24 protein-coding genes (1 of these 24 cut by a window edge) are annotated in these 23782 nt (G+C 63.5%); 11 read left to right on the forward strand and 13 right to left on the reverse strand.

The window, feature by feature from the left end; all coding sequences use genetic code 11:
- Window positions 1-191 precede the first annotated feature (191 nt).
- The 3 genes from lysM to FA04_RS17995 are packed head-to-tail and all read left to right on the forward strand — an operon-like array spanning window position 192 to window position 1729.
- On the forward strand, window positions 192-665 hold the full coding sequence (lysM, locus tag FA04_RS17985; protein ID WP_034802175.1) for a peptidoglycan-binding protein LysM: 474 nt from the start codon (window positions 192-194) through the stop codon (window positions 663-665).
- A 2-nt stretch (window positions 666-667) separates the two neighbouring features.
- Window positions 668-1105 (forward strand): hypothetical protein, encoded by a 438-nt coding sequence (locus FA04_RS17990; RefSeq protein WP_034802172.1) that lies wholly within the window; start codon window positions 668-670, stop codon window positions 1103-1105.
- Window positions 1106-1117: 12 nt separating this feature from the next.
- Window positions 1118-1729: an alpha-ketoglutarate-dependent dioxygenase AlkB gene (locus tag FA04_RS17995; RefSeq protein ID WP_034802169.1), complete on the forward strand. Its 612-nt coding sequence runs from the start codon at window positions 1118-1120 to the stop codon at window positions 1727-1729.
- A gap of 15 nt (window positions 1730-1744) precedes the next feature.
- Here the strand turns inward: FA04_RS17995 and coaA are convergent, their stop codons facing one another.
- Genes coaA through hisB form a run of 7 tightly spaced genes read right to left on the reverse strand, consistent with a single transcriptional unit; the run spans window position 1745 to window position 6372 of the window.
- The gene (gene coaA / locus FA04_RS18000) at window positions 1745-2737 is read right to left on the reverse strand and encodes a type I pantothenate kinase (RefSeq protein ID WP_034802166.1); all 993 of its coding nucleotides are present in this window, start codon (window positions 2735-2737) and stop codon (window positions 1745-1747) included.
- Window positions 2734-3057 (reverse strand): phosphoribosyl-ATP diphosphatase, encoded by a 324-nt coding sequence (locus tag FA04_RS18005; protein ID WP_034802164.1) that lies wholly within the window; start codon window positions 3055-3057, stop codon window positions 2734-2736. Before FA04_RS18005 ends, coaA begins: the two co-directional genes overlap by 4 nt.
- Window positions 3058-3072: 15 nt before the next feature.
- Entirely contained in the window at window positions 3073-3849 is a 777-nt protein-coding gene (gene hisF, locus FA04_RS18010; RefSeq protein WP_034802161.1) for an imidazole glycerol phosphate synthase subunit HisF, read from the reverse strand.
- A gap of 3 nt (window positions 3850-3852) precedes the next feature.
- The gene (gene hisA, locus FA04_RS18015; protein ID WP_034802159.1) at window positions 3853-4590 is read right to left on the reverse strand and encodes a 1-(5-phosphoribosyl)-5-[(5-phosphoribosylamino)methylideneamino]imidazole-4-carboxamide isomerase; all 738 of its coding nucleotides are present in this window, start codon (window positions 4588-4590) and stop codon (window positions 3853-3855) included.
- A gap of 28 nt (window positions 4591-4618) precedes the next feature.
- Window positions 4619-5269, reverse strand: coding sequence for an imidazole glycerol phosphate synthase subunit HisH (gene hisH, locus FA04_RS18020; protein ID WP_034802156.1), 651 nt, complete (start codon window positions 5267-5269; stop codon window positions 4619-4621).
- Window positions 5269-5739: a DUF2628 domain-containing protein gene (locus FA04_RS18025; protein WP_034802154.1), complete on the reverse strand. Its 471-nt coding sequence runs from the start codon at window positions 5737-5739 to the stop codon at window positions 5269-5271. The genes hisH and FA04_RS18025 overlap by 1 nt, the downstream gene beginning before the upstream one ends.
- A 24-nt stretch (window positions 5740-5763) precedes the next feature.
- Window positions 5764-6372: an imidazoleglycerol-phosphate dehydratase HisB gene (gene hisB / locus FA04_RS18030; protein ID WP_034802151.1), complete on the reverse strand. Its 609-nt coding sequence runs from the start codon at window positions 6370-6372 to the stop codon at window positions 5764-5766.
- Between the two features lie 227 nt (window positions 6373-6599).
- Here hisB and hslV point away from each other — a divergent pair, with 227 nt between their 5' ends.
- From hslV to FA04_RS18055, 5 genes are all read left to right on the forward strand, one after another.
- A complete protein-coding gene (hslV, locus tag FA04_RS18035) occupies window positions 6600-7157 on the forward strand; it encodes an ATP-dependent protease subunit HslV (protein WP_051659613.1) in 558 nt (185 codons plus the stop codon).
- Window positions 7147-7671 carry a GNAT family N-acetyltransferase gene (locus FA04_RS18040; protein WP_034802149.1) on the forward strand — a complete coding sequence of 175 codons (525 nt, stop codon included), beginning with the start codon at window positions 7147-7149 and terminating at the stop codon, window positions 7669-7671. The genes hslV and FA04_RS18040 overlap by 11 nt, the downstream gene beginning before the upstream one ends.
- Window positions 7668-8975 (forward strand): ATP-dependent protease ATPase subunit HslU, encoded by a 1308-nt coding sequence (hslU, locus tag FA04_RS18045; protein ID WP_034802146.1) that lies wholly within the window; start codon window positions 7668-7670, stop codon window positions 8973-8975. The genes FA04_RS18040 and hslU overlap by 4 nt, the downstream gene beginning before the upstream one ends.
- 194 nt (window positions 8976-9169) lie before the next feature.
- Entirely contained in the window at window positions 9170-10114 is a 945-nt protein-coding gene (locus tag FA04_RS18050; protein ID WP_090428639.1) for a DUF1402 family protein, read from the forward strand.
- 73 nt (window positions 10115-10187) lie between these two features.
- Complete coding sequence (locus FA04_RS18055; protein ID WP_034802144.1) at window positions 10188-11582, forward strand: cytochrome P450; 1395 nt, start codon at window positions 10188-10190, stop codon at window positions 11580-11582.
- Here FA04_RS18055 and FA04_RS18060 read toward each other — a convergent pair.
- A complete protein-coding gene (locus FA04_RS18060; protein ID WP_034802142.1) occupies window positions 11536-12162 on the reverse strand; it encodes a hypothetical protein in 627 nt (208 codons plus the stop codon). The genes FA04_RS18055 and FA04_RS18060 overlap by 47 nt on opposite strands.
- 152 nt (window positions 12163-12314) lie before the next feature.
- On the opposite strand from FA04_RS18060, the gene FA04_RS18065 reads away from it, so the two are divergent.
- Both FA04_RS18065 and FA04_RS18070 read left to right on the forward strand, forming a co-directional pair.
- Entirely contained in the window at window positions 12315-14318 is a 2004-nt protein-coding gene (locus tag FA04_RS18065; RefSeq protein ID WP_034802141.1) for a hydantoinase/oxoprolinase N-terminal domain-containing protein, read from the forward strand.
- Window positions 14319-14523: 205 nt separating this feature from the next.
- Complete coding sequence (locus FA04_RS18070; protein ID WP_034802138.1) at window positions 14524-16695, forward strand: malate synthase G; 2172 nt, start codon at window positions 14524-14526, stop codon at window positions 16693-16695.
- Between the two features lie 112 nt (window positions 16696-16807).
- Here the strand turns inward: FA04_RS18070 and FA04_RS18075 are convergent, their stop codons facing one another.
- Window positions 16808-18733: a HAMP domain-containing methyl-accepting chemotaxis protein gene (locus FA04_RS18075; protein ID WP_034802136.1), complete on the reverse strand. Its 1926-nt coding sequence runs from the start codon at window positions 18731-18733 to the stop codon at window positions 16808-16810.
- Window positions 18734-19005: 272 nt separating this feature from the next.
- Window positions 19006-19695: a L,D-transpeptidase gene (locus tag FA04_RS18080; protein WP_034802133.1), complete on the reverse strand. Its 690-nt coding sequence runs from the start codon at window positions 19693-19695 to the stop codon at window positions 19006-19008.
- A gap of 183 nt (window positions 19696-19878) precedes the next feature.
- Here FA04_RS18080 and FA04_RS18085 point away from each other — a divergent pair, with 183 nt between their 5' ends.
- Entirely contained in the window at window positions 19879-20403 is a 525-nt protein-coding gene (locus FA04_RS18085) for an MmcB family DNA repair protein (protein ID WP_034802131.1), read from the forward strand.
- 58 nt (window positions 20404-20461) lie between these two features.
- On the opposite strand, the gene FA04_RS18090 is transcribed toward FA04_RS18085, so the two are convergent.
- The 3 genes from FA04_RS18090 to hrpB form a co-directional block, all read right to left on the reverse strand.
- A complete protein-coding gene (locus tag FA04_RS18090; RefSeq protein ID WP_034802128.1) occupies window positions 20462-21046 on the reverse strand; it encodes an ActR/PrrA/RegA family redox response regulator transcription factor in 585 nt (194 codons plus the stop codon).
- 78 nt (window positions 21047-21124) lie between these two features.
- Window positions 21125-22432 (reverse strand): ActS/PrrB/RegB family redox-sensitive histidine kinase, encoded by a 1308-nt coding sequence (locus tag FA04_RS18095; protein WP_034802125.1) that lies wholly within the window; start codon window positions 22430-22432, stop codon window positions 21125-21127.
- Window positions 22433-22466: 34 nt separating this feature from the next.
- On the reverse strand, window positions 22467-23782 hold the 3' portion of the coding sequence (gene hrpB, locus FA04_RS18100; protein WP_034802122.1) for an ATP-dependent helicase HrpB. The gene runs 1144 nt beyond the window's last position; only the last 1316 of its 2460 coding nucleotides appear in the window; the start codon falls outside the window, past its right edge; its stop codon occupies window positions 22467-22469.

Raw genomic sequence — 23782 nt, forward strand, 5'->3', positions numbered from 1 at the left:
CACTCTGTGACCGAAGCCAAGGCATCAGGTCACGCATTGGAGAATGGTTCAGAACCGAAGGACGGCCCTGTCCAGCGGAACGAAGACCATTGAGCCGATCGGCAAAAAGGCCGGTCAGAACAAAACCGAACCCAAGGAAAGCCGCCAACTCAAGGCGTTCTGCCCCTTGCGTTCTTTCATTGGAGATATTCATGGGTCTTTTCAGCTTTATCAAGAACGCCGGCAAGAAGCTTGGTATCGGCGGCGACGACGATGCTCCGGATGCCGAAAGCGTTCAGAAGGAACTTGCATCCCACGATCTCGGCACCAAGGACGTGCAGGTCGAAGTGGCCGGTGACAAGGTCGTGCTGAAGGGTGTCGTGAAGGACCAGAGCGTCTTCGAAAAGGCCGTCGTCGCCGTCGGCAACACGCTCGGCGTGTCCGCAGTCGAGGCCTCCGAACTCAAGGTCGCCGATGCCGGCGCAGCACCTGCTCCGGCAAAGGAGCCCGTCTTCTATACGGTCAAGAAGGGCGATAACCTCTGGAAGATTGCCGAGGCGCAGTACGGCAAGGGCAAGGGCGCCAAGCACACGGTGATCTTCGAAGCCAACAAGCCGATGCTGACCCATCCGGACAAGATCTATCCCGGCCAGGTTCTGCGCATTCCGGATCTGGATGCGGCCTGAGCGTGTCCTTCAGGCGTTCTCTCGTCGTTGCCGCGCTGGCAAGCCTCTGGCTTGCCAGCGGTTCTTTGGCGCAGCCTTTCCGTGAACCCGCCAAGGGCAGTACGGAGCGTGCCGCCATCCTCGACGCGATCCGCCCCGCGGTCGAAGCCGAGATGCGCGGTCCCGTCGAATTCGTCGTCACCACCATGCGTGCCGCACCCAACTGGGCCTTCATGCAGGTCGAGCCGCAACGGCCGGGTGGCGGATCGATCGAGCTTTCGCAAACCGGGTTGCGCGACGAGGCAGACATGATGGATGGTCTGACGGTGTTCGCACTCGTCAGCTTCCAGAATGGCCGCTGGAACCTGGTCGATCACGTCGTTGGGCCGACGGATGTGGCCTATGCCGGCTGGCCGCTTCGCTACGGTGTGCCGGCGGCACTTCTCGGCCTGGAACAATAAGGACTGCTTCTCATGCAGGTGCTCCCGAAAGGGATCAGACATATTCCGGGTTATCTCGATCGTGCCCGGCAAGAGCAACTGGTCGAGGCCATTCGGTCAGTCGTTGCCGAAGCGCCGCTGTTCGTGCCGGAAATGCCGAAGACTGGCAAACCCATGTCGGTGCGCATGACCAATTGCGGCGCGCTCGGCTGGGTCACGGATCGCGATCGCGGCTATCGTTACCAGTCTCAGCATCCGGTGACCGGCCGCCCCTGGCCGGTCATGCCGGAGATCCTGCTCGATATCTGGGATGCGGTTTCCGCAAGCAGCAAGACGCCCGAGGCCTGCCTGGTAAACTTCTATTCCGAAGAGGCCCGCATGGGGCTGCACCAGGATCGCGACGAGCGCGATCTTGAAACCGCCGTCGTCTCGATCTCGCTTGGTGACAGCTGCCTCTTCCGCGTGGGTGGCAATTCGCGCGGCGGCCAGACCATGTCCTTCCGGCTGGAAAGCGGCGATGTCGTGGTGCTGGGTGGGGAAGGGCGTCTCGCCTTCCATGGCGTCGACCGGATCTATCCGAGCACGTCGACGCTGCTGAAGAATGGCGGGCGGGTCAATCTGACACTCCGCCGCGTCAATCCCTGAGGATGCACCGGAAGCTTAGAGCTTCCTGAGCGCCACCTTTTCGGTCAGATGGTTCGGGCCCTTTTGCAGGATCAGGTCGGCGCGCGGGCGCGTCGGCAGGATGTTCTGGTGCAGGTTCTTCAGGTTGATGTTGTGCCACAATCCCTCGGCAGTGGCCCGGGCTGCATCCTCGCTGATCGTGGCGTAGCGGTGGAAGTAGGATTCCGGGTTCTTGAACGCGGTTTCGCGCAGCCGCATGAAGCGGTTGACGTACCAGCTGTGGATCAGGCTCTCCTCGGCATCGATATAGATCGAGAAGTCGAAGAAATCCGAGACCATCGGCACGATCTTGCCGTCGGCCGGCAGGTTGCGCGACTGCAGAACGTTGATGCCTTCGAAGATCAGGATATCTGGCCGGTCGATGACCGTGAACTGGTCGGGCAGCACGTCATAGGTCAGGTGCGAATAGCTGGGCGCCTTGACGTTCGGCTGGCCGGCCTTGATCGCCGACAGGAAGCGCAGGAGCGCGCCGACGTCGTAGCTCTCCGGAAAGCCCTTGCGGTCCATCATGTTTTCGCGCTGGAGCACGGCGTTCGGATAGAGGAAACCGTCTGTTGTCACCAGGTCGACCTTCGGGCTCGACGGCCAACGCGCCAGAAGCTGCGCCAGGATACGGGCCGTCGTCGACTTGCCGACGGCGACCGATCCGGCAATGCCGATGACGAAGGGGGTCTTCGTCTCGGACATGCTGAGGAAGCGCTTGCGCTGCTCGAAGAGCATCTGCGACGATTCCACATGGGTCGAAAGCAGGCGTGACAGCGACAGGTAGATCTGCCGGACCTCGCCGAGATCGACGGGGTCGTTCAACGAGCGCAGCCGCTGTACCTCGTCGGCCGTCAGCGTCATCGGCGTATCGGCGCGAAAGCGCGACCATTCCTCGGCGGTGAAGAAATGATAGGGCGAGTAGTCCCGCTTCTGGAGGTTGTCGGGCAGGTCGGCTGCTTCGATGTCTTTCGCCGCGATCGTCATGGGGTCTGCCGATTTGCCTTTTCCTGCAGGCCGGATTGGTTGGTCCGTCGCTGAAGTTCGTTGAGCACATCCTGCAACGGAACGTCGGCGATCTTCAATACGACCATTAGATGATAGAGGAGATCGGCGCTTTCGGCGATGAGATTTGCGCGGTCGTTGCTGATGGCCGCGATCACGGTTTCAACCGCTTCCTCGCCGAGTTTCTTCGCCGCCTTCGGCTGGCCGCTTGCCACCAGTTTTGCCGTCCAGGATTCGTCCGGCGCCGCCATCGCGCGTGTCGCGACGATGGCTTCGAGGTCGGAAAGTGTGAAGTCGCCCATGGGAGATCCTGAAGCTCAGTCGAGGCGCATGGCGATGCCATGCTCCGCCATATAGCGCTTGGTTTCGCCAATGCTATAGGTGCCGAAGTGGAAGATGGAGGCGGCAAGGACCGCGGTCGCGTGACCGTCCTTGATGCCGGCGACCATGTGGTCGAGTGTGCCGACGCCACCCGACGCGATAACGGGCGCGCGGACCGCGTCGGCGACGGCGCGGGTAAGCGCGATGTCGTAGCCGCTCTTGGTGCCGTCACGGTCCATCGAGGTCAAAAGGATCTCGCCGGCGCCGAGATCGACCACCCGACGGGCAAAATCGATCGCGTCGATGCCGGTCGGCTGGCGTCCGCCATGGGTGAAGATCTCCCAGCGATCCGCTTCGCCATCCGTCGAGACTTTCTTGGCGTCGATCGCGACGACGATGCACTGGTTGCCGAACTTGTCGGCGGCTTCGGCGACGAATTCCGGGTTCTTTACCGCAGCCGTGTTGATTGACACCTTGTCGGCGCCGGCCAGAAGCAGCTTGCGGATGTCGGAAACCTGGCGCACGCCGCCGCCGACGGTCAGCGGCATGAAGCACTGTTCGGCCGTACGGGCGATGACGTCGAAGATCGTCTCGCGATTGTCCGAGGACGCGGTGATGTCGAGGAAGCAGAGCTCGTCGGCGCCGGCAGCGTCATAGGCGCGGGCCGCTTCCACGGGGTCACCGGCGTCGATCAGGTCGACGAAGTTGACGCCCTTGACGACACGGCCGTCCTTGACGTCGAGGCAGGGGATAACGCGGGCTTTAAGCGTCATGGTTCAAGCCTTTCTCGCAGCGCGGATCAGCTCCAGCGCCTCCTGCGGGTCGATGCGGCCGTCATAGAGCGCGCGGCCGGAGATGGCGCCTTCGAGCTTGCGTGCGTCCGGCTCGACCATGCGGCGGATATCGTCCATCGAGGCGAGACCGCCCGATGCGATGACAGGAATGGAAACCGCGTCCGCCAGTTCCAGCGTCGAAGCCCAGTTGATACCGGTCAGGATGCCGTCGCGGTCGATGTCGGTATAGATGATCGCCGAAACGCCGGCGCCCTCGAACTTCTTGGCAAGCTCGATCACGCCGAGTTCGGAAGCCTCGGCCCAGCCTTCGACGGCAACCTTGCCGCCCTTGGCGTCGATGCCGACGGCGACCTTGCCGGGGAATTTGCGGCAGGCCTCGATCACGAGCGCCGGATCACGGACAGCCACGGTGCCGAGGATGACGCGGGCAAGCCCGCGCGACAGCCAGGTTTCGATATGGTCGAGCGTGCGGATGCCGCCGCCGAGCTGCACCGGGTTTTTGGTCGCCTTGAGAATGGCGTCAACGGCGGTACCGTTGACCGTCTCACCGGCAAAGGCGCCGTTGAGGTCGACCACGTGCAGCCATTCGAAGCCCTGGTCTTCAAAGGCGCGGGCCTGGGCCGCGGGGTCGGGGTTGTAAACCGTCGCCTGGTCCATGTCGCCAAGCTTCAGGCGCACGCATTGCCCGTCTTTCAGGTCGATCGCGGGAAAAAGGATCATGGGTCTGTCCAATCAGTCGTGCGAAAGCTCAGGGCTTCCAGCGCAGGAAATTCGAGATGAGGGCAAGGCCAAGCGCCTGGCTCTTTTCCGGGTGGAACTGCGAGCCCGCCTTGTTGCCGTTGGCGACGAAGGCCGTGACGGGCCCGCCATAGTCGGCCTCAGCGACCACGTCGGCGGCGTTCTCAGCGGCCAGGTGGTACGAATGCACAAAATAGGCATGCAGACCGGCTTCGCCAACACGGATGCCGTCAAACAGCGGGTGCTCGCGCTTGAGCTTCAGCGTATTCCAGCCGATCTGCGGGATCTTCAGCGTGGTGTCGGCGGGCGTCATCTCGACGACATCGCCGGGGATCCAGCCAAAACCATGGGTGATGGTCTTTTCAAGTCCGCGCGACGACATCAGCTGCATGCCGACGCAGATGCCGAGGAAGGGCCGCCCAGCCTGTTCGACCGCCTCGGTCAACGCTTGCTCCATGCCGTCGACGGCAGCAAGGCCGCGGCGGCAATCGGCATAGGCGCCGACTCCCGGAAGCACGATGCGGTCGGCGCTCGCCACCCGTTCCGGCTTGTCGGTAAGGTCGATCTCGGCTGCAACGCCGGCTTCGCGGGCGGCCCGTTCAAAGGCCTTGGTGGCCGAGCGCAGATTGCCCGAGCCGTAATCGATGATGGCGACGCGCATCAGCGTTCTCCGTAGGAATCAAAAAGGCCGAGGCCGGGGCCGCCACTTGAGGGCTTGCGCACGGTCCAGTCGGCCGGGGAGGGGGCGGCGGGCTTGGTCTCATTCGAAGCCAGGCTCGTGAAATAGATCTCTTCGGCCGTTTCGAGATTGGGCGCCGGAACGATGGAACGCAGCGTCCAGTCACGGGCCGTCAGGCTGCGTGCCACCAGAACCGGCCCTTCGAGCGCCACCACCAGCCGAAGCGCGAGCTGGGCCAGGAGAGATGGCAAGAAGCCGCTTTCGTGGTTCGACAGGAATATTAACGAGATCTGCAGAACAGCAACTGCGATTCCGATTGCCCATTGACGCTTGGCGAGAAGCCAGAGCGCCGGGAAAAGGAAGGCCCACCAGGAAAAGCCGTCGGCGACGAAGCGCGCCCGCTCGTCGTTGGCGCGCGCACCCGGCGGGGTGAGGATCATGTAAGAAGCCATGAGTCAAAGCCAGTGACTGGCCGCTTAGGCAAGGGTCCCCTTGGTCGAGGGAACGCGGCCGGCCTGGCGCGGGTCGATTTCGGTTGCGGTGCGGAGCACGCGGGCGACGGACTTGAAGCAGGTCTCGGCGATATGATGGTTGTTGGCGCCGTAGATGTTCTGGATATGCAGCGTGATCCCGGCATGCTGGGCGAGCGCCTGGAAGAACTCGCGCACGAGTTCCGTGTCGAAGGTGCCGATCTTCGGCGAGGTGAAGGTCACGTTCCAGACGAGGAACGGTCGGCCGGAAACGTCCACTGCCGCGCGGGTCATCGTTTCGTCCATCGCAAGATCGAGCGAGGCATAGCGGGTGATGCCGCGCCGGTCGCCAAGCGCCTTGGCAATCGCCTGGCCGATGGCAATGCCGGTGTCCTCGACCGTATGGTGGTCGTCGACATGCAGGTCGCCGTCAGTCTTGATCTCCATGTCGATCAGCGAATGTCGGGCGAGCTGGTCCAGCATATGGTCGAAGAAACCGACGCCGGTCGAAATCTTGGCGATTCCGGTGCCGTCGATGTTGACCGATACGGATACCGCGGTTTCGTTGGTCTTTCGCGAAACCTCTGCGGTGCGGCTGGACGTGGCTTCTGCCATCGGGCTCTCCTGTATACGCTGACGCGGCTCCTTATCAGGCAAAAGCTGAAATATCCAGAACTTGAGCGGTCGATTCGAATCATCCGGTGACAGTCGCCGAACGAAGATTGCGCCGGCGGCCTGTTGCCATTTGCAAACCCGTCTGCCGTACTTACATAGGCCTCAAGCAACCAGGCTCGAGTCACGAGCCGCAATGCCCCGCGTATCAGGGGCCTACGGGTAATTTCATGAGCGAACACAATCCCTACGGAACGATGCATGCGACGACCATCATAACGGTACGCAAGGATGGCAAGGTGGTGATGGCCGGCGACGGCCAGGTGAGCCTCGGCCAGACCGTGATGAAGAGCAACGCGCGCAAGGTGCGGCGGCTTGCCAAGGGCGACGTGATCGCCGGCTTTGCCGGTGCCACAGCCGATGCCTTCACGCTGCTGGAACGGCTCGAAGCAAAGCTCGAACAGTATCCCGACCAGCTGATGCGGGCAGCCGTCGAGCTCGCCAAGGACTGGCGCACCAACAAGTATCTGCGCAATCTCGAAGCGATGATGCTGGTGGCCGACAAGTCGATCACGCTGGCGATCACCGGCAACGGCGACGTTCTCGAACCCGAGCACGGCACGATTGCCATCGGATCGGGCGGCAACTACGCCTTTGCCGCGGCCCGCGCGCTGATGGACAGCGACAAGTCGGCCGAGGATATTGCCCGCAGGGCGCTGCAGATCGCCGGCGACATCTGCGTCTACACCAACCACAATATCGTCGTGGAGACACTGGATGCCCAATGAGCCCGCGCATGTCAGTTTCGTGCCGGTGGCCGATAGCCACCTGCCGCTGCTGCATGCCTGGCTGAGCGAGCCGCATGTGCGGCAATGGTGGGGCGACCCGGACAAGGAAGTGGAGCTGATCCGCGAAGGCTGCGCGTCAGGAGAAGTGGAAGGCTTCATCTTCCACGTGGCCGGCGAGCCGGCGGGCTACATCCAGTCCTGGGTGCCGGCCCAGTACCCGGACGACGAGCCCTGGGCGAAGGACATGCCGGCCGATGTGCCCGGTATCGACATCTTCATCGGCCCGGCGGAACTGACGGGCAGGGGCGTCGCATCGCTCGCGGTCCGGGCCTTTGCCGGGCGGCTCTTTGCCGCCGGCGCACCCCGCGTCGTGATCGACCCTGACGCCGGCAACCGAAGGGCCGTCAGCGCCTACACCAAGGCCGGCTTCGTGCCTTACGCAGAATGGATTGATACGTCCGGCCGCACACTCCTGATGGAGCTGACGCGGTCCGAGTTTGAGAGGACTACATGAGTACGTTTTCACCCAGAGAAATCGTGTCGGAACTCGACCGTTTCATCATCGGCCAGAACGACGCCAAGCGCGCCGTGGCGATCGCGCTCCGCAACCGCTGGCGCCGCCAGCAGCTCGGGGACGAGCTGCGCGACGAGGTGATGCCGAAGAACATCCTGATGATCGGACCGACCGGCGTCGGCAAGACCGAGATTTCCAGGCGGCTCGCCAAGCTCGCCGGCGCGCCCTTCGTCAAGGTCGAGGCGACCAAGTTCACCGAGGTCGGCTATGTCGGCCGCGACGTCGAGCAGATCATCCGTGACCTCGTCGAAGTCGGCATCGGTCTCGTGCGCGAAAAGCGCCGCGCCGAAGTCAAGGCAAAGGCGCACCAGAATGCCGAGGAGCGCGTGCTCGATGCACTGGTCGGCGCCACCGCGTCGCCGGCAACGCGCGACAGCTTCCGCAAGAAGCTGCGGGCCAACGAGCTCGACGACAAGGAAATCGAGATCGACATCGCCGAGACCGGCGCGCCGGGCGGCGGCTTCGAGATCCCGGGCATGCCGGGCGCCAATATCGGCGTGCTCAATCTCTCGGAGATGTTCGGCAAGGCGCTCGGCGGCCGCACCAAGAAGGTCAAGACGACCGTCAAGGCCTCCTATGGCATGCTGATCGACGACGAGTCCGACAAGCTGCTCGACAACGAGCAGATTCAGCGCGAGGCCGTGAAAGCAGTCGAAGACGACGGCATCGTCTTCCTCGATGAGATCGACAAGATCGCCTCGCGGGAAGGCGGCATGGGTGCTGGCGTATCGCGTGAAGGCGTACAGCGGGACCTCTTGCCGCTCGTCGAAGGCACGACCGTTGCGACGAAGTATGGGCCAGTCAAGACCGACCACATCCTCTTCATCGCGTCCGGCGCCTTCCACGTGGCCAAGCCCTCGGACCTGCTGCCGGAGTTGCAGGGCCGCCTGCCGATCCGCGTCGAGCTGCGCGCGCTGACGAAGGAAGACTTCCGCCGCATCCTGACGGAAACCGAGGCGAGCCTCATCCGCCAGTACAAGGCGCTTCTGGACACAGAAGAGGTCAAGCTCGACTTCACCGATGACGCAATTGATGCGCTTGCAGACGTGGCGGTGCAGTTGAACGCCACGGTCGAGAACATCGGCGCCCGCCGGCTGCAGACCGTGATGGAGCGTGTGCTGGACGAGATCTCGTTCAATGCGCCGGACCGCGCCGGCCACGAGGTGACGATCGACGCTGAATATGTGCGCAAGCATGTCGGCGATCTCGCCGCCAACACCGACCTGTCGCGCTATATCCTGTGACATTTCGGTCGTAGGGCCATGCAAACGCCCGCAACCTTGAATACGCAGGCCGCCTGTCTCTCGACAGGCGGCCGCATTTTTTCTAACACGGGCGCGGTTATCGATCGTGGTCCGGGCATTTTTCCGACATGATCTTGGCGTAGGAGCGGCCCGCCGACCGAGGCAGCCTCCACCAGTCACAGGAAGAAGAGATCGTGCGTTTCACCGCCTGCATGCTCGCTATCGCCACGTTTTGCCTGAGCGCAAGCCAGTCATTCGCCGCGACCGACGTTCCGCCGGGCAACCGCAACGTCGAGCAACCGGCGATCCCCGGCGCATCCGTGCGCCGCACCAAGGCCGGCCGCACGTCCTTCGATGCCAAGTTCGAGAAGGTCCGCGATCTGCTAGCCACCGACAAGCAGCTGATCAGCAAGATCAAGTCCGTGTCGCGCGCCTATGGCATCGCACCGATCCACATGGTCGGCGCCATCGTCGGCGAACACACCTACAATGTCGACGCCTACGATCGGCTGCAGTCCTATTACGTCAAGGCGGCTGCTTATGCCGGCAACAGCTTCCAGTTCGGATACGATGGCGAGACCGTCGCTGAATTCGTGGCTCGGCCGCAATTTTCCGAATGCGGCGCCAAGAAGGGCGCCTATGCTCTGTGGAGCTGCCGCGAGCGGGTCTGGGACAACGACTTCCGCGGCAAATCGGTGGGCGGCAAGTCCTACCCGAACAACCGTTTCAGCGCCGTCTTCTTCCAGCCGTTCTTCGCCGGCCAGACCTTCGGCCTTGGCCAGATCAACCCGCTGACCGCACTGATGCTGACCGATATCGTGGCAAAGACCTCGGGCTATGAGCGCCTCGATGAGAACAATGCCGCCGGCGTCTATGAGGCGATCATGGATCCGGACGTGTCGCTTGCCTATATGGCGGCCTCGATCCGTCACTCGATCGACGCCTACAAGTCGATCGCAGGGGTCGATATTTCGACCAACCCCGGTGTAACCGCGACGCTCTACAATGTCGGCAATCCGGATGGCCGCGCGGCAGCGCTCGCCGCCAAGATCCAGAGCGGTCAGGCGCAATGGCCGGAGGAAAACTATTACGGCTGGCTCGTCAACGACAAGCTGACGGAACTCGAAAGCCTGCTGTGATTCACGTGAAGCACTTTCCTTGATTGCGCCGTAAAAACCTGAAATCCTGGGGCAATCGAGAAAGGCAATCACCATGGACATGCGTCCGGAGCCGTTCGAACCGCCGGCTCCCGTTCCCCGTGTCGGCATTCCTTCCTACCTGAAGATCATCAGGACCGTGCTGCGCAATCCGCTCGAACTGTGGGGCGAGCCATCCTATACGCTGCCCTGGATCGAGACGAAGTTCGTTACCCAGCGCACCCTGATCGTCAACGATCCCGGCCTCATCCGCCATATCCTCGTCGATAACGTCGCCAATTACGAAATGTCGAAGGTGCGCCGGCTGATCCTGCGGCCCATCCTGCGCGACGGGCTGCTGACGGCGGAAGGTGAGGTCTGGAAGCGTTCGCGCAAGGCCATGGCGCCGGTGTTCACGCCGCGCCACGCCAAGGGCTTTGCCGGCCAGATGCTGCGCAGTTCGGAGCAGTTCGTCGAGCGCTATGCCGGAGCCCAGGAAGCTCCCTTTACCACCAATGTCGCCAACGACATGACGGAACTGACCTTCGACATCCTGGCCGAAACGCTGTTTTCCGGTGAGGTCGCCGTCGAGCGCGAAGGCTTCGTCCAGAGCGTCGAGGAATTGCTGCACCGCATGGGCCGCGTCGATCCGATGGACATTCTGCTGGCGCCCGAATGGATCCCGCGCCCGACCCGCATCGGCGGCAGGAAGGTGATGAACCGCTTCCGCTCGATCGTGTCGGAGACCATGGCGCTTCGCCGCCGCAAGATGGCGGAGGACCCCAAGGGCACGCCGCAGGATTTCCTGACGTTGCTTCTGGAGATCGAGGGCAGCCAGGGCCTTTCGACCGCTGAGATCGAGGACAACATCCTGACCTTCATCGGTGCCGGGCACGAGACCACCGCCCGGGCACTCGCCTGGACGCTCTACTGCGTTGCCAACACGCCGGCCTATCGCGAAATCATGGAAGCCGAGATCGATACCGCGATGGCAAGCGGTGCCGAGCCGGTCGAATGGCTTGGTCTGATGCCGCATGTGCTCGCCGCCTTCGAGGAGGCGATGCGGCTCTATCCGCCGGCGCCGTCGATCAATCGCGCGGCGATCGAGGAAGACGCGTGGACCTCACCGACTGGCGAGCGGGTGCGCATCCCCAAAGGGATCGCCGTACTGATCATGCCCTGGACGCTGCATCGCCATGTGCTCTACTGGGATAAGCCGCGCGCGTTCATGCCCGAGCGTTTCCTGCCGGAAAACCGAGAGAAGCTGAACCGCTACCAGTATCTGCCCTTCGGTGCCGGCCCGCGCGTCTGCATCGGCGCGACTTTCGCGCTGCAGGAAGCGGTGATCGCGTTGGCAGTGATGATGCACCGCTACCGCTTCGATACGACCGCGGAAACCAATCCCTGGCCGGTGCAGCGGCTCACTACTCAACCGCGGGGCGGGTTGCCGATGAGGGTTTCGGCTCGCTGAAGGTCTTGCCGGGGATCGGTGACTGAACGGAACGCACCGGAGAATCCGCCGGCTTCGGCTGCTGTAGCATTTTCGACGGCTTCTTGATCGTCTTGATCTGTGCGCAGGTGGCGTCGCCGACATTGTCGCAGGGCTTGTAAACCACGATCTCGCTTCCGGCGCCATCGTCCCAGACCGCCTGGATCGTCAGCGTCTGCGCCGTTTTGGCAGGCAGCGAGATGTAGACATATTCGGCCGTCTCGTCGCCCGGCAGGTTGAAGGGCAGCTGCGGATTGCACTTGGCCAGCGGGAAGCGTTGGTCGAGCGCATCCGAATTGATCGAGTAGCGGATTTCCGATAGCCGGCAATGCATCGTCTGCAATGCCGTGAAATAGATCAGCTGCCGGTCGTCATAGTCGCGAAACTGGATCCAGCCGGTCTGCTTGTTGGCATCGAGCATCGCCTTGTAGATCGCGACTTCGGGCAGCTGCGGCTTGTATTCCTCTTCCTCCGCGTCCTGTGCGCGGGACGGCATTGCTGCAAGACACAAGATGCCCGCTGACAGCAAGGCGACGAGCAACGGATGGCGTCGTTCGAGCATGCGATGGACCCCTGCCATTCTCACCGGTGTCGCTGAACTCATCGTCGATGTCTGCGACACGATGGTCTTCTCCTGAAATATGTCATATCACCGCATCGATCCCCATTGAACCCGGGGCCTCTGCGCCCCGCGCGAATTCCGGACTGCGCGAATTGACCTCCCATTTTCTTCTCGGCATCGACACCGGCGGCACCTACACCGACGCCGCCCTCTTCTCGGAGACGAAGGGGGTGGTCGCCAAGGCCAAGGCGCTGACGACCCGCCATGACCTCGCGGTCGGCATTTCCGGTGCAGTCGAAGCGGTGCTCGATCAGGCCAGCGTGCCGGTCTCGGCGATCAGCATGGTCTCCCTGTCGACGACGCTTGCCACCAATGCGCTGGTCGAAGGGCAGGGCGGCCGCGCCGGCCTCGTCATGATCGGCTTCGGCCCCGAGGATCTGAAGCGCGACGGTTTGCAGGAAGCGCTCGGCTCGGACCCGGTAGTCTTCCTGCCGGGCGGCCACAATGTGCATGGCGGTGAGACCCCGCTGGACATGAGCGAGCTCGACGCCGTCCTGCCGGTGCTGGCTGATCAGGTCTCCTCCTTCGCCATTGCCGGCTACTTCGCCGTTCGTAATCCGGATCATGAAAAGCGCGTGCGCGACCGCATCCGCGAGGTCTCGCACCTGCCGGTCACCTGCAGCCACGAACTGTCCTCGAAACTCGGCGGGCCGCGCCGTGCCTTGACGACGCTGCTCAACGCCCGCCTCGTCTCGATGATCGACCGGCTGATCGGGTCCTGCGAAGGGTTTCTCAAGGCGCGCGGCATCGACGTGCCAATGATGGTGGTGCGCGGTGACGGTGCGCTGATTTCGGCCGAGGAGGCGCGGCTGCGCCCGATCGAGACGATCCTCTCCGGTCCGGCAGCAAGCCTCGTCGGCGCGAGGCATCTGACCGGCCTCGACAACGCCGTGGTTTCGGATATCGGCGGCACCACCACCGACGTGGCCGTGCTCGATGGCGGCCGCCCGCGTCTCGATGCCGAAGGCGCCGTCGTTGGTGGTTTCCGCACCATGGTCGAGGCTGTTGCGATGCGGACCTACGGCCTTGGCGGTGATTCGGAAGTGCGCATCAACGATCGCGGCCTCAAGGCGAAGATCGACCTCGGTCCGCGCCGGCTGATGCCGCTGAGCCTCGCCGCAGCGCTCCACGGCGACGCCGTCATCTCGGTGCTGGAAAAACAGATGCGCGCCCAGCACACCGGGCGCAACAATGGGCGCTTTGCTGTGCGTACCGGCCTGCCGGATCATCTGGCAAGCGGCCTGCAGCCACAGGAGCAGGCGCTCTACGAGCGCATCGGTAGCGTCCCCGTCTCGCTTGAAACGCTGCTCGTCTCGACGCCACAGAAGGCGACGCTCGATCGTTTGGTGGCCCGGGGGCTCGTCCATATCTGCGGTCTGACGCCGTCCGACGCCATGCATGTGCTCGGCCGGCAGTCGCAATGGAACCTCGAAGCGGCCGAGCTTGGCATTCAGCTTGCGGCCCGGACCCGCGACGGCTCCGGCCAGCCGATTGCTTCTTCTCCACAGGCGCTGGCGCAGATGATCGTCGATCGGCTGACGCGGCAATCCTCCGAGGTCATCCTGCAGGCCTGCCTCGGCGAGGACGGCGCCGGCGCGATCGATCCCGCCGTGTCGCAGGCCGTCGATCGTGCGCTGACCCGGACGCCCGGCATCGTCCGGTTCTCACTTGGTCTCGATCGTCCGCTCGTCGGACTTGGCGCTTCGGCGCCGGTTTATTACCCGGCTATTACCGAGATGCTCGGAACCGAAGCCGCCATTCCCGAGGAGGCCGGCGTCGCCAATGCCGTCGGCGCCGTGGTCGGCCAGGTAAGCGCCACCGTCACCGTTTTCGTGACGATGCCGGAGGAGGGCATTTTTGTCGTCAACGGGGCCGGGGCCAGCGAACGCTTTCTCGATCAGGAAAAGGCTTTTGGTGCCGCGCGCCGACGGGCCGAGACCGCAGCTCTGGAGGCGGCGCGCACCAACGGTGCCGATGATCCCGCGTCGTTGCTGCGCGAGGAAATCGACGCGCCGGAGGTCGAGGGCAGCCCCAAGCTGATCGAGGCCCGGTTCATTGCGTCCGCCAGCGGCCGGCCGCGCATCGCGCACGGCTGATCTTTTCCGTTTCGGAAACAATTCTTCGCATCCTTGCAGAATTGACAGGGAATGAATTGGTGAGAAACTGCGGCCGTTTCACGCGCGTATTGCGCATGGGCTGGTCCGAGACTCGCTTCAGGCGCAAGATCAACATGTTGGGGCGTTTTCATCGCATCCGTTCGGATCGGTGGCGCTCCTTACGTCTATTTCAAGGAGTTGGCAGATGGACCGCATTGAGACGTATGGATTGAAGATTGATGCGGACCTCCATCGCTTCCTGATGGAAGAGGCGATGCCGGGCACCGGCGTCGATGCAGAGCACTTCTTTGCTGAGCTTTCCGCCCTCGTGCACGATCTGGCGCCGAAGAACCGGGCGCTGCTCGCCAAGCGCGACGACCTGCAGGCCAAGCTCGACGCCTGGTACAAGCAGAACGGCGCCCCCAGCGATATGGAGACCTATCAGGCCTTCCTGCGCGATATCGGCTACCTGCTGCCCGAGGGTGGCGAGTTCAGCGTTTCGACCGCCAATGTCGATCCGGAGATCGCGACGATCGCCGGCCCCCAGCTCGTCGTTCCGGTCATGAATGCGCGCTATGCGCTGAACGCCGCCAATGCACGCTGGGGCTCGCTCTACGATGCGCTCTACGGCACGGACGCGATTTCGGACGCTGATGGCGCCGAGAAGGGCCGCGGCTACAATCCGAAGCGCGGCGCCAAGGTCATCGCCTGGGCGCGAAACTTCCTCGACGCCAGTGCGCCGCTGGCGAATGGAAGCTGGGCGGACGTTACTTCCCTGAAGGTTGCTGGCAGTGCGCTGGCGATTGGTCTCAAGGATGGTTCGAGCACTGCACTGCGCAACGCCGCTCAATTCGCCGGCTATTCCGGGGCTGAAGGTGCGCGCTTCGAGATCGTTCTCCGGCACAACAATCTGCATGCGATCGTCGTCCTCGACGCCACCACGCCGATCGGCAAGGAAGATCCGGCGGGCATCGCCGACGTCATTCTCGAATCGGCGATCACCACGATCATGGACTGCGAAGATTCTGTCGCCGCCGTCGATGCCGAAGACAAGGTTGTCGTCTACCGCAACTGGCTCGGCCTGATGAAGGGCGACCTCGAAGAAGAGGTTGCCAAGGGCGGCAAGACCTTTACCCGTCGTCTCAATGCCGACCGCGTTTACACGGCAACTGCCGGCGGTACGCTTTCCCTTCCCGGCCGCTCGCTAATGCTGGTCCGCAACGTCGGCCACCTCATGACGAATCCGGCTATCCTTGACCGCGACGGCAAGGAAGTGCCCGAGGGCATCATGGACGCGATGGTGACGGCGCTGATTGCCCTCCACGATGTCGGCAACGGCGGTCGCCGCATGAACTCCCGCGAGGGTTCCATGTATGTCGTCAAGCCGAAGATGCATGGCCCCGAGGAAGTCGCCTTCGCCAGCGAGATTTTCGCCCGTGTCGAAAAGGCGCTCCGCATGCCCGCCAACACCATGAAGATGGGCATCATGGACGAGGAGCGCCGCACGACGGTCAACCTCAAGGAATGCATCCGCGCGGCCCGCGAGCGCGTCGTCTTCATCAACACCGGCTTCCTCGATCGCACCGGCGACGAAATGCACACCTCCATGGAAGCCGGCCCGATGATCCGCAAGGGTGACATGAAGCAGGCAGCCTGGATCGGCGCCTATGAAAACTGGAACGTCGACATCGGGCTTGAATGTGGCCTGTCCGGTCACGCCCAGATCGGCAAGGGCATGTGGGCGATGCCCGATCTGATGGCGGCGATGCTCGAACAGAAGATCGCCCACCCGAAGGCCGGCGCCAACACCGCCTGGGTGCCGTCGCCCACGGCGGCCACTCTGCACGCGACCCACTACCACCGCGTCAATGTTGCCGAGGTCCAGGCGAGCCTGAAGAGCCGCGCCCGCGCCCAGCTCTCCGATATCCTGTCGGTGCCGGTAGCCGTCCGCCCGAACTGGACGCCCGAGGAAATCCAGCGCGAACTCGACAACAACGCGCAAGGCATTCTCGGCTACGTCGTGCGCTGGGTCGATCAGGGCGTCGGCTGCTCGAAGGTTCCCGACATCAACAATGTCGGCCTGATGGAAGACCGTGCGACGCTGCGCATCTCCGCCCAGCACATGGCCAACTGGCTGCATCATGGCGTCGTCACCGAGGCCCAGGTCGTCGAGACGATGAAGCGCATGGCGGCCGTCGTCGACAGTCAGAACGCTGATGATCCGCTCTACGTCGCGATGGCCGGCAATTTCGACCGTTCGATTGCCTTCCAGGCCGCCGTCGAACTCGTCCTCCAGGGCCGCGAGCAGCCGAACGGCTACACCGAGCCGGTCCTGCACCGCCGCCGCCTGGAGCTGAAGGCGCGCAACGCCGCCTGATTCGCCACCGAAGTCGGGGTATTGGAAAAGAGCCGTGCGTTCACATGAACGCACGGCTCTTTCGTTTCAGCGGTGGTCCGGTCTTCCAGACACGATCGCAGCCCGTGCCGCTCTAAAACTCCGCCCAGCCGTCCGTTGCGAGTGCGGCATTGCCGTGGGTGGCATAGGGGGCTGGTCGGCGTACCGGCTGAGGACGTCCCTGGTCACGCGTGGTTGCGGCGACTGCCGGGGCAGGCGCCATCGGCCTGCCCTTTGGCTGGGCCTCGCCGGCGAGCGTGAAACGGTCGATCAGGTTGCGCAGGTTCGTGCCTTCCTGCGCCAGCGTCGCGGAGGCCGCATTGGCTTCCTCGACCATCGCTGCGTTCCGCTGCGTTACCTGGTCCATCTGGTTGACGGCGGTGTTGACTTCGCTCAATCCCACCGACTGTTCGCGGGCGGAGGTGGCGATCGCCGCCATGTGTTCGTTGATCGTGATCACATGCGCTTCGATCGTCTGCAGCGCCTCGCCGGTGTCGCGCACCAGGTGCACGCCGTTCTCGACCTCCCGGCTCGATGTACGGATGAGATCCTTGATTTCTTTCGCAGCCTTCGCCGAGCGCTGAGCGAGCTCGCGCACCTCCTGGGCCACGACGGCGAAGCCCTTTCCCGCTTCGCCGGCCCGCGCTGCTTCGACGCCGGCATTCAGCGCCAAGAGATTTGTCTGGAAGGCGATCTCGTCGATGACGCCGATAATGCTGGAAATCTGGCTGGAGGATTCCTCGATCCGACGCATGGCTTCCACCGCGTTGGCGACGACGACGGCGGATTGGGCCGCGCTGGTCTTCGCCTCGCCGGCGATGTCGCGTGCCTCCTCCGTCCGTCTTGAGGAATTGCTGACATTGGCGGTGATCTGATCGAGCGCCGCGGCCGTTTCCTCGAGAGACGCGGCCTGCTGTTCGGTGCGCTTGGACAGGTCGTCGGCGCTCTGGCTGATTTCGCGCGTGCCCATGCCGATGTTTTGGGCGCTGTCGGCAACGGCGAGAAGCGCATCGTTCAACTGCGCGGCCGCCTTGTTGAGGTCGTGCCGCAATTGTTCGAACTCGGCGGCGAACGGCTCATGTAGCTGAACGGCGAGATCGCCGTTGGCCAGCCGCTGCAGGCCGCCGGCAAGTCCGGCGGTCGCCTGCGTCAGCTTTTCCTGCGCCGCCTGCTCCGCCGCCTTCTGGACGCGGACACGTTCGGCCTCGCCGTTGCGGCGGTTCTCCTCGGCCTCCGCCTGCAGCCGAAGATTCGAGCGCGCCGCCTCGCGGAAGGATTGAATGGCGCGGGCCATTTCGGCGATCTCGTCCTTGCCGCGCACCGGCTCGTCGGCATCTTCAACGTGGCCGTCGATCAGCCGGCGCATGGCGGCGATCTGGCGGGCGAGCGGTCCGACGACGCCGCGCAGCACCACAAGCAGGGTGCCGCCAGCAAGCGCCACGACGAGAACGATGATCCCAATGTTGAGTGTCTGTACGGTTTCGAACTCGTGATGCTTGGCCTCGAAGGCCGTACCCGAAAGTTCGACCTGCAGGTCCGAAATCTCGGAGATCGTGGCCGTCAGCGGATCGATCGTAGCGTAGAGCTTGTCGCGCACGAAGGCATCAAGAGCCTTCTGGTCCTTGGCCGAGAGGATTTGCGTGAGTGCCGTGATCGAATCCATCGCAACGACCATCTGGCTTCGTGCATTGTCGACGAGGTTCCGTTCCTCGTCGGTCATCGAGGTCGCCGCATAGGCATCCCAGTTTGACTTGATCGTTTCCCGTGCGGCATTGACCGAGGCAAGCCCGCTCTCCATCGATTCGTTGCCATTGCGCACCTTGTGGGCAGCATCGACGATCGAGACCGCAAAGGCGTCGGAAGTCGCCTTCAGGTTCTTCAGCGGCACAATGCGATCGGCGTAGACCGCGTCCATCATGTCGCTGGTTTCCGACAGCGTGCTCTGGCTGTGAATAGCGATGCCGATAGCGATGGATGATAGAAGCGCGATTGCGCCGATAAGCTTGGTCTTGATCAGCATGCCAGTCCCTCCCGAGCGGAATTTCGTGGGCACACTGTTTCGATTATTTAGATAACGCTTACTTAATAAGCGGCTGAATTTAAGTCGAAATTGAACTTTCCGAGCGGACAGGGACAAATACCGCGACCCTGATTTGAGCGCGAATCAGGACGGCAACTTTGCGTCGATGGTGTGCCTGCTTGCGGCTTTCGCTCGGAAGTTGGGTGACGTGAGCGCGAACGAAAAAAGCCGCCGACAGAGTCGGCGGCTTCGTCAGTCTCGATCTGATTCGATTACTGCTGGACGACGACGCGGGCGCTCTTGCCGGGGCGAACGCGCGAATAGAGGTCGATGATGTCCTGGTTGATCAGGCGGATGCAGCCGGACGAAGCGGCGGTACCGATCGAGGACCATTCCGGCGTGCCGTGCAGACGGAACAGTGTATCCTTGCCCTGGTCATTGAAGAGGTAGAGGGCACGGGCGCCAAGCGGGTTCTTGAGGCCGGGACCCATGCCATCTTCGACGTACTTGGCGACTTCCGGCTTGCGTTCCGCCATTTCCTTCGGCGGATGCCACATCGGCCATTCCTGCTTCCAGGCAATATAGGCTTCGCCTTCCCATGCAAAACCGGCCTTGCCGACGCCGATGCCGTAACGAACGGCCTTGCCGCCCGGCAGCACGTAGTAGAGGAAGCGATTCGGCGTGTTGACGACGATCGTTCCGGGGCGCTCGCTGGTGGCGTAATCGACGATCTGGCGATGGAAACGGGTATCGACCTTGCTGATCGGAATGGCCGGCAGCGCGTAACCGTGATCCTCAACTGCGCCATAATCGCCGTTAAAGATCTGATTCGTAGCAACCTGTACCGTTGCGGGCGCGGGTTCGTTCGCAGCCGTTTCGGGCTTGGACGAGGTCGTCGAGCAGCCGGCAACGGCGAGTGTCGCCGCGAGGCTGCACAAGAGGAAGGCATTGCGGAAGCGCATGGGAGTCTCTTAAAAAGAAGCGAAGTAAAAACTGGGTCGCCGCGACCAACAGTGACTACGGTTATTTTCGATTAGTTTGAGCTATGCAAGAGATTGCGCGGCCACAATTTGGCTGAAAAGTGCAAATTCCATGACCCTTGTTTTTTTGCAACAAAATGACCGGCTCAAAGGGACACCGGACGCATGACGATCCTCTCCATCCATGGCGACAACCCCTTGATCGACGGTCGCCAATCGAATCGCGCGATGATGGTGCGCCGCGGTGTGCAGCGGCTGTTCGCCGAACTGCGCCATTCGGTCCTGCCGGAATTGACCTTGGCAAGTGGACGGCGTGCCGATCTGATCTCCTTGTCGGCGAAGGGCGAGATCTGGATCGTCGAGATCAAAACCTCGATTGAGGACTTTCGCGTCGACCGCAAATGGCCGGACTACCGACAGCACTGCGACCGGCTGTTCTTCGCCACCCATGCCGCCGTGCCACTGGACATCTTTCCGGAGGACTGCGGACTGCTGCTGTCTGACGGTTATGAAGGCCACATCGTTCGCGAGGCGCCCGAACACAGGCTGCCGCCGGCGACACGCAAGTCGGTGCTGCAACTCTTTGCCCGTACGGCAGCACAACGGCTGATGCTTGCCGAATGGGCGGCCGAGCGCAACGGCGAACTCGGTGATTCGATCGGCGACATCCTCTCCGGCGGTCGCGACTGATCCCGCGGGGAAAAGCGACCGGAGCAGCTGTTGTGCGCCGGTCGTGGAAGTTGATTGCTTACTTCGGCGCGCGCTTGGCGAGAATGCGCTGCAGCGTGCGGCGATGCATGTTGAGCCGGCGCGCCGTTTCCGAGACGTTGCGCTCGCACATTTCATAGACGCGCTGAATATGTTCCCACCGCACGCGATCGGCCGACATCGGGTTTTCCGGCGGCTCGACGCGTTCGCCCTGGCGCTGCACGAGCGCGGCAAAGATGTCGTCGGCATCGGCAGGCTTGGCAAGATAGTCGACCGCGCCGAGCTTCACCGCGTTCACGGCGGTGGCGATGTTGCCGTAGCCGGTCAGCATGATCATGCGCGTGTCGTCGCGCCGTCCGCGGATCGCTTCGATCACGTCGAGGCCGCTGCCGTCGCCGAGCCTGAGGTCGATGACCGCATATTTCGGCGGGTTGCCCTTGGCCTTGGCGATGCCTTCCGCGACCGATTCGGCGATGTCGACCGAAAAGCCACGGGCTTCCATGGCGCGGGCCAACCGCCTGAGAAAGGGTGCGTCGTCATCGACGAGCAACAGGGTGCGGTCCGGTCCGATCAGTTCGGCGTCCTGTGCGGTGGTGCTGGGCGAAGCTGTCGATTTGTCGGTCATTCTCGCAATCCTTGGGCAAAAACGGAACGCTTTCGCCGAGATTATAGGTTTCTGCCTCGTTCAATAAACTGCGAAATGTCATTTCGCCAGTTTCGTATCCATCAGGGCGCGCGGCCATTCGACGCTGACCCGGGCGCCCGGCCTCTCCGGCCCGCCATTCTCGAAGCGCAGGCGCGCGCCCGAGCGTTCGAGCAGCGTCTTTGCGATAAAGAGCCCGAGCCCGAGGCCGCCGGCGCTGTCATCCTTCTGCCTGCGTGTCACATAGGGTTCGCCGATCCGCTGCAGGATATCGGGCGCGAAACCGTCACCATCGTCGGCGATCGTGACGCGAACCCGATCCGCCGTGTGCTCGACGGTTACGGTCACCTGTTTCTTGGCGTAGTCGACGGCGTTTTCCAAGAGGTTGCCGAGCCCATAGAGAATGCCGGCATTGCGGTTGCCGACCGGCTCCGTGGCACGGTCGCCCTTTTCGATGAGCTCGATGTGGATGCCGAACTCGCGATGCGGCGCCATCACCTCTTCGATCAGCGACGACAGCGGCAAAAGCCGCATGTGCTCCTCGCTCTCGGAGGACAGCGTCGTCAGCCGCTTCAGGATATCGCGGCAGCGTTCGCTCTGGCTGCGCAGCAGATGCACGTCCTCCCCGAAGCGCGGATCGTCGCCGAGTTCGCGTTCCATCTCCTTGGCGACGACGCTGATGGTCGCAAGCGGCGTGCCGAGTTCATGGGCTGCCGCTGCCGCAAGCCCATCGAGCTGCGACAGGTGCTTTTCCCGCTGAAGCACCAGTTCGGTCGCCGTCAGCGCTTCCGACAGCTCACTCGCTTCCAGCGACACGCGGTAGGTATAGAAGGCGGCAAAGGCGGTCATCGAGACGATCGCAAACCAGATGCCGGCGGTCAGCACCCGCGGCATCAGCAGGACCGTGCCCGGATACCAGGGCAGCGGAAAGGGTGAAAAGGCGAGTGCGGTGATGGCGATTACCGCAAAACCGGCAAGAATGATGCTGTGTGACTTCGGCTGCGACGCAGAGGAAATGATGACCGGGACGCAGAGCAGCGGCGCGAAGGGATTGGTGAGCCCGCCTGTGATGAACAGCAATCCGGTGATCTGCGCGAGATCGAGGCCGAGAAGCGCGAAGGCCGCCGGCGGCTGCAACCGGTGCGTCGGCGGATAGCGCAACGTCACATAGGCGTTGACCAGCGCGAGGCTCGCGATCAGCACCAGGCAGGAAATCAGCGGCAGAGGAAACTGCAGCCAGAAGGCCGTGATGAGGACGGCGATCGACTGGCCGCCGACGGCCAGCCAGCGCAGCCGGACGAGCGTCTGCAGGCGCAGGCTGCGGTTGCTGGTCTGGTCGTTGTTATGTTCGAGCGCAACAGTGGTCATTCGTGCCTGCATTTCAATGATCGATGCTTTCGTCTCATGTACCACGGGGCTTCGCCCGTGTCGTCGGCGCCGCATTGGCCGGATCCTCGGGCCAGGGATGCTTCGGATAGCGCCCGCGCATGTCGGCGCGCACATCGCGCCAGGAACCCGCCCAGAAACCGGGCAGGTCGCGCGTCGTCTGGATCGGCCGATGTCCGGGCGAGATCAGCTCGAGCAGCAACGGCAGCCGCCCATCGCCGATCGCCGGATGGGTCTTCAGGCCAAACAGCTCCTGTACCCGGATCGACAGCAGCGGCTCGTCGCCGTCGTAGTGGATCGGGTGCCGTTGCCCGGTCGGCGCCTCGAAATGCGTCGGCGCCAGCCGCCCGAGTTCCCGTTGCCGCTCGTGTGGAATGAGGGAGAGCAGACCGTCGGAGAGGTTGGATGCCTTGATGTCGGCAATCGCGGTGATGCCGTGCTGGAAGGGAACGAACCAGTCGTCGAGACGGTCGAGCAGCGCTTCGTCGGAAACATCCGGCCAGGGTTCACCGATCGAGCGGTTGAGGAAGCCGATGCGGTCGCGCATCTGCATCGCCTCCTTGGAGAAGGGCAGGATGGCAAGGCCGAGCTGGCGTACGCCGTCGGCGAGTGCCCGCGCCGCCGATTCACCGGTCGGTCGTGTGAGCGGCGCCTCCTCGAAGATGATGGCGCCGAGCCGCGTGACCCGACGCGCCCGCACCTGCCGGCTGGCCTTGTCGAAAAAGCTCTGGTCCTCGCGGGTTATCGCCTCGGGCATATGCGCCTCGACCTCGGCGCGCGTCAGTTCTGCCGCCGCCAGCACGCGCTGGCCGCCGGCGCGGCCGGTCAGGTCGGCGATGACGAGCATGGAAGCCGCCGCCAGCCGCTCCGTCTCGGGGATCTCGGCGCCCCGTCCGTTCGCCATGACGAACCGGCCGCGGCCACCGCGCTGCAGCGCGATGCGGTCGGGAAAGGCGTGCATCAGCAGGGCACCCGGCTGGATCGGTTCGCTCGATTTCGGCGCGCCCTTCAGCTCGGCCGCCATGCGCCGCGCCAGATTGCGCGAGGCGTCGGCGCGGTCGCCACGCTCCTGACGGAAGCGGCGCACCCGGTCCTCGAGATCGACGCTGTTACCGCCCAAGCCCTGTTCGGTCAGCATCACCGCCAAGAGACACGCGGTTTCCGCCTGTCCCTCTTCGGCCGCGGCAACCGCCATTGCCGCCAGCCGCGGCGGCAAGGCCAGGTCGCGGATCTTGCGGCCCGTCGGGGTCAGCGCGCCGGCCTCGTCCAGCGCGCCAAGGCTGGTCAGCAGTTTCCTCGCTTCGGCGAGTGTCGTCTCCGGCGGCGCGTCGA

Source organism: Ensifer adhaerens (assembly GCF_000697965.2).
GTDB classification, from domain to species: domain Bacteria; phylum Pseudomonadota; class Alphaproteobacteria; order Rhizobiales; family Rhizobiaceae; genus Ensifer; species Ensifer adhaerens.

Coding starts and splice junctions, on each gene's coding strand:
- coaA (WP_034802166.1), bottom strand. CDS start 2,737: ATGACGATCGCGGCGAAAGACATCGAAGCAGCCGACCTGCCCGACAAC.
- FA04_RS18040 (WP_034802149.1), top strand. CDS start 7,147: ATGCCCAATGAGCCCGCGCATGTCAGTTTCGTGCCGGTGGCCGATAGC.
- FA04_RS18060 (WP_034802142.1), bottom strand. CDS start 12,162: ATGCTCGAACGACGCCATCCGTTGCTCGTCGCCTTGCTGTCAGCGGGC.
- hisH (WP_034802156.1), bottom strand. CDS start 5,269: ATGCGCGTCGCCATCATCGATTACGGCTCGGGCAATCTGCGCTCGGCC.
- FA04_RS18085 (WP_034802131.1), top strand. CDS start 19,879: ATGACGATCCTCTCCATCCATGGCGACAACCCCTTGATCGACGGTCGC.
- hslU (WP_034802146.1), top strand. CDS start 7,668: ATGAGTACGTTTTCACCCAGAGAAATCGTGTCGGAACTCGACCGTTTC.
- FA04_RS18055 (WP_034802144.1), top strand. CDS start 10,188: ATGGACATGCGTCCGGAGCCGTTCGAACCGCCGGCTCCCGTTCCCCGT.
- FA04_RS18005 (WP_034802164.1), bottom strand. CDS start 3,057: ATGGGCGACTTCACACTTTCCGACCTCGAAGCCATCGTCGCGACACGC.
- hisF (WP_034802161.1), bottom strand. CDS start 3,849: ATGACGCTTAAAGCCCGCGTTATCCCCTGCCTCGACGTCAAGGACGGC.
- lysM (WP_034802175.1), top strand. CDS start 192: ATGGGTCTTTTCAGCTTTATCAAGAACGCCGGCAAGAAGCTTGGTATC.
- FA04_RS17995 (WP_034802169.1), top strand. CDS start 1,118: ATGCAGGTGCTCCCGAAAGGGATCAGACATATTCCGGGTTATCTCGAT.
- FA04_RS18095 (WP_034802125.1), bottom strand. CDS start 22,432: ATGACCACTGTTGCGCTCGAACATAACAACGACCAGACCAGCAACCGC.
- FA04_RS18080 (WP_034802133.1), bottom strand. CDS start 19,695: ATGCGCTTCCGCAATGCCTTCCTCTTGTGCAGCCTCGCGGCGACACTC.
- hslV (WP_051659613.1), top strand. CDS start 6,600: ATGAGCGAACACAATCCCTACGGAACGATGCATGCGACGACCATCATA.
- FA04_RS18070 (WP_034802138.1), top strand. CDS start 14,524: ATGGACCGCATTGAGACGTATGGATTGAAGATTGATGCGGACCTCCAT.
- FA04_RS18075 (WP_034802136.1), bottom strand. CDS start 18,733: ATGCTGATCAAGACCAAGCTTATCGGCGCAATCGCGCTTCTATCATCC.
- hisB (WP_034802151.1), bottom strand. CDS start 6,372: ATGGCAGAAGCCACGTCCAGCCGCACCGCAGAGGTTTCGCGAAAGACC.
- FA04_RS18090 (WP_034802128.1), bottom strand. CDS start 21,046: ATGACCGACAAATCGACAGCTTCGCCCAGCACCACCGCACAGGACGCC.
- FA04_RS18025 (WP_034802154.1), bottom strand. CDS start 5,739: ATGGCTTCTTACATGATCCTCACCCCGCCGGGTGCGCGCGCCAACGAC.
- hisA (WP_034802159.1), bottom strand. CDS start 4,590: ATGATCCTTTTTCCCGCGATCGACCTGAAAGACGGGCAATGCGTGCGC.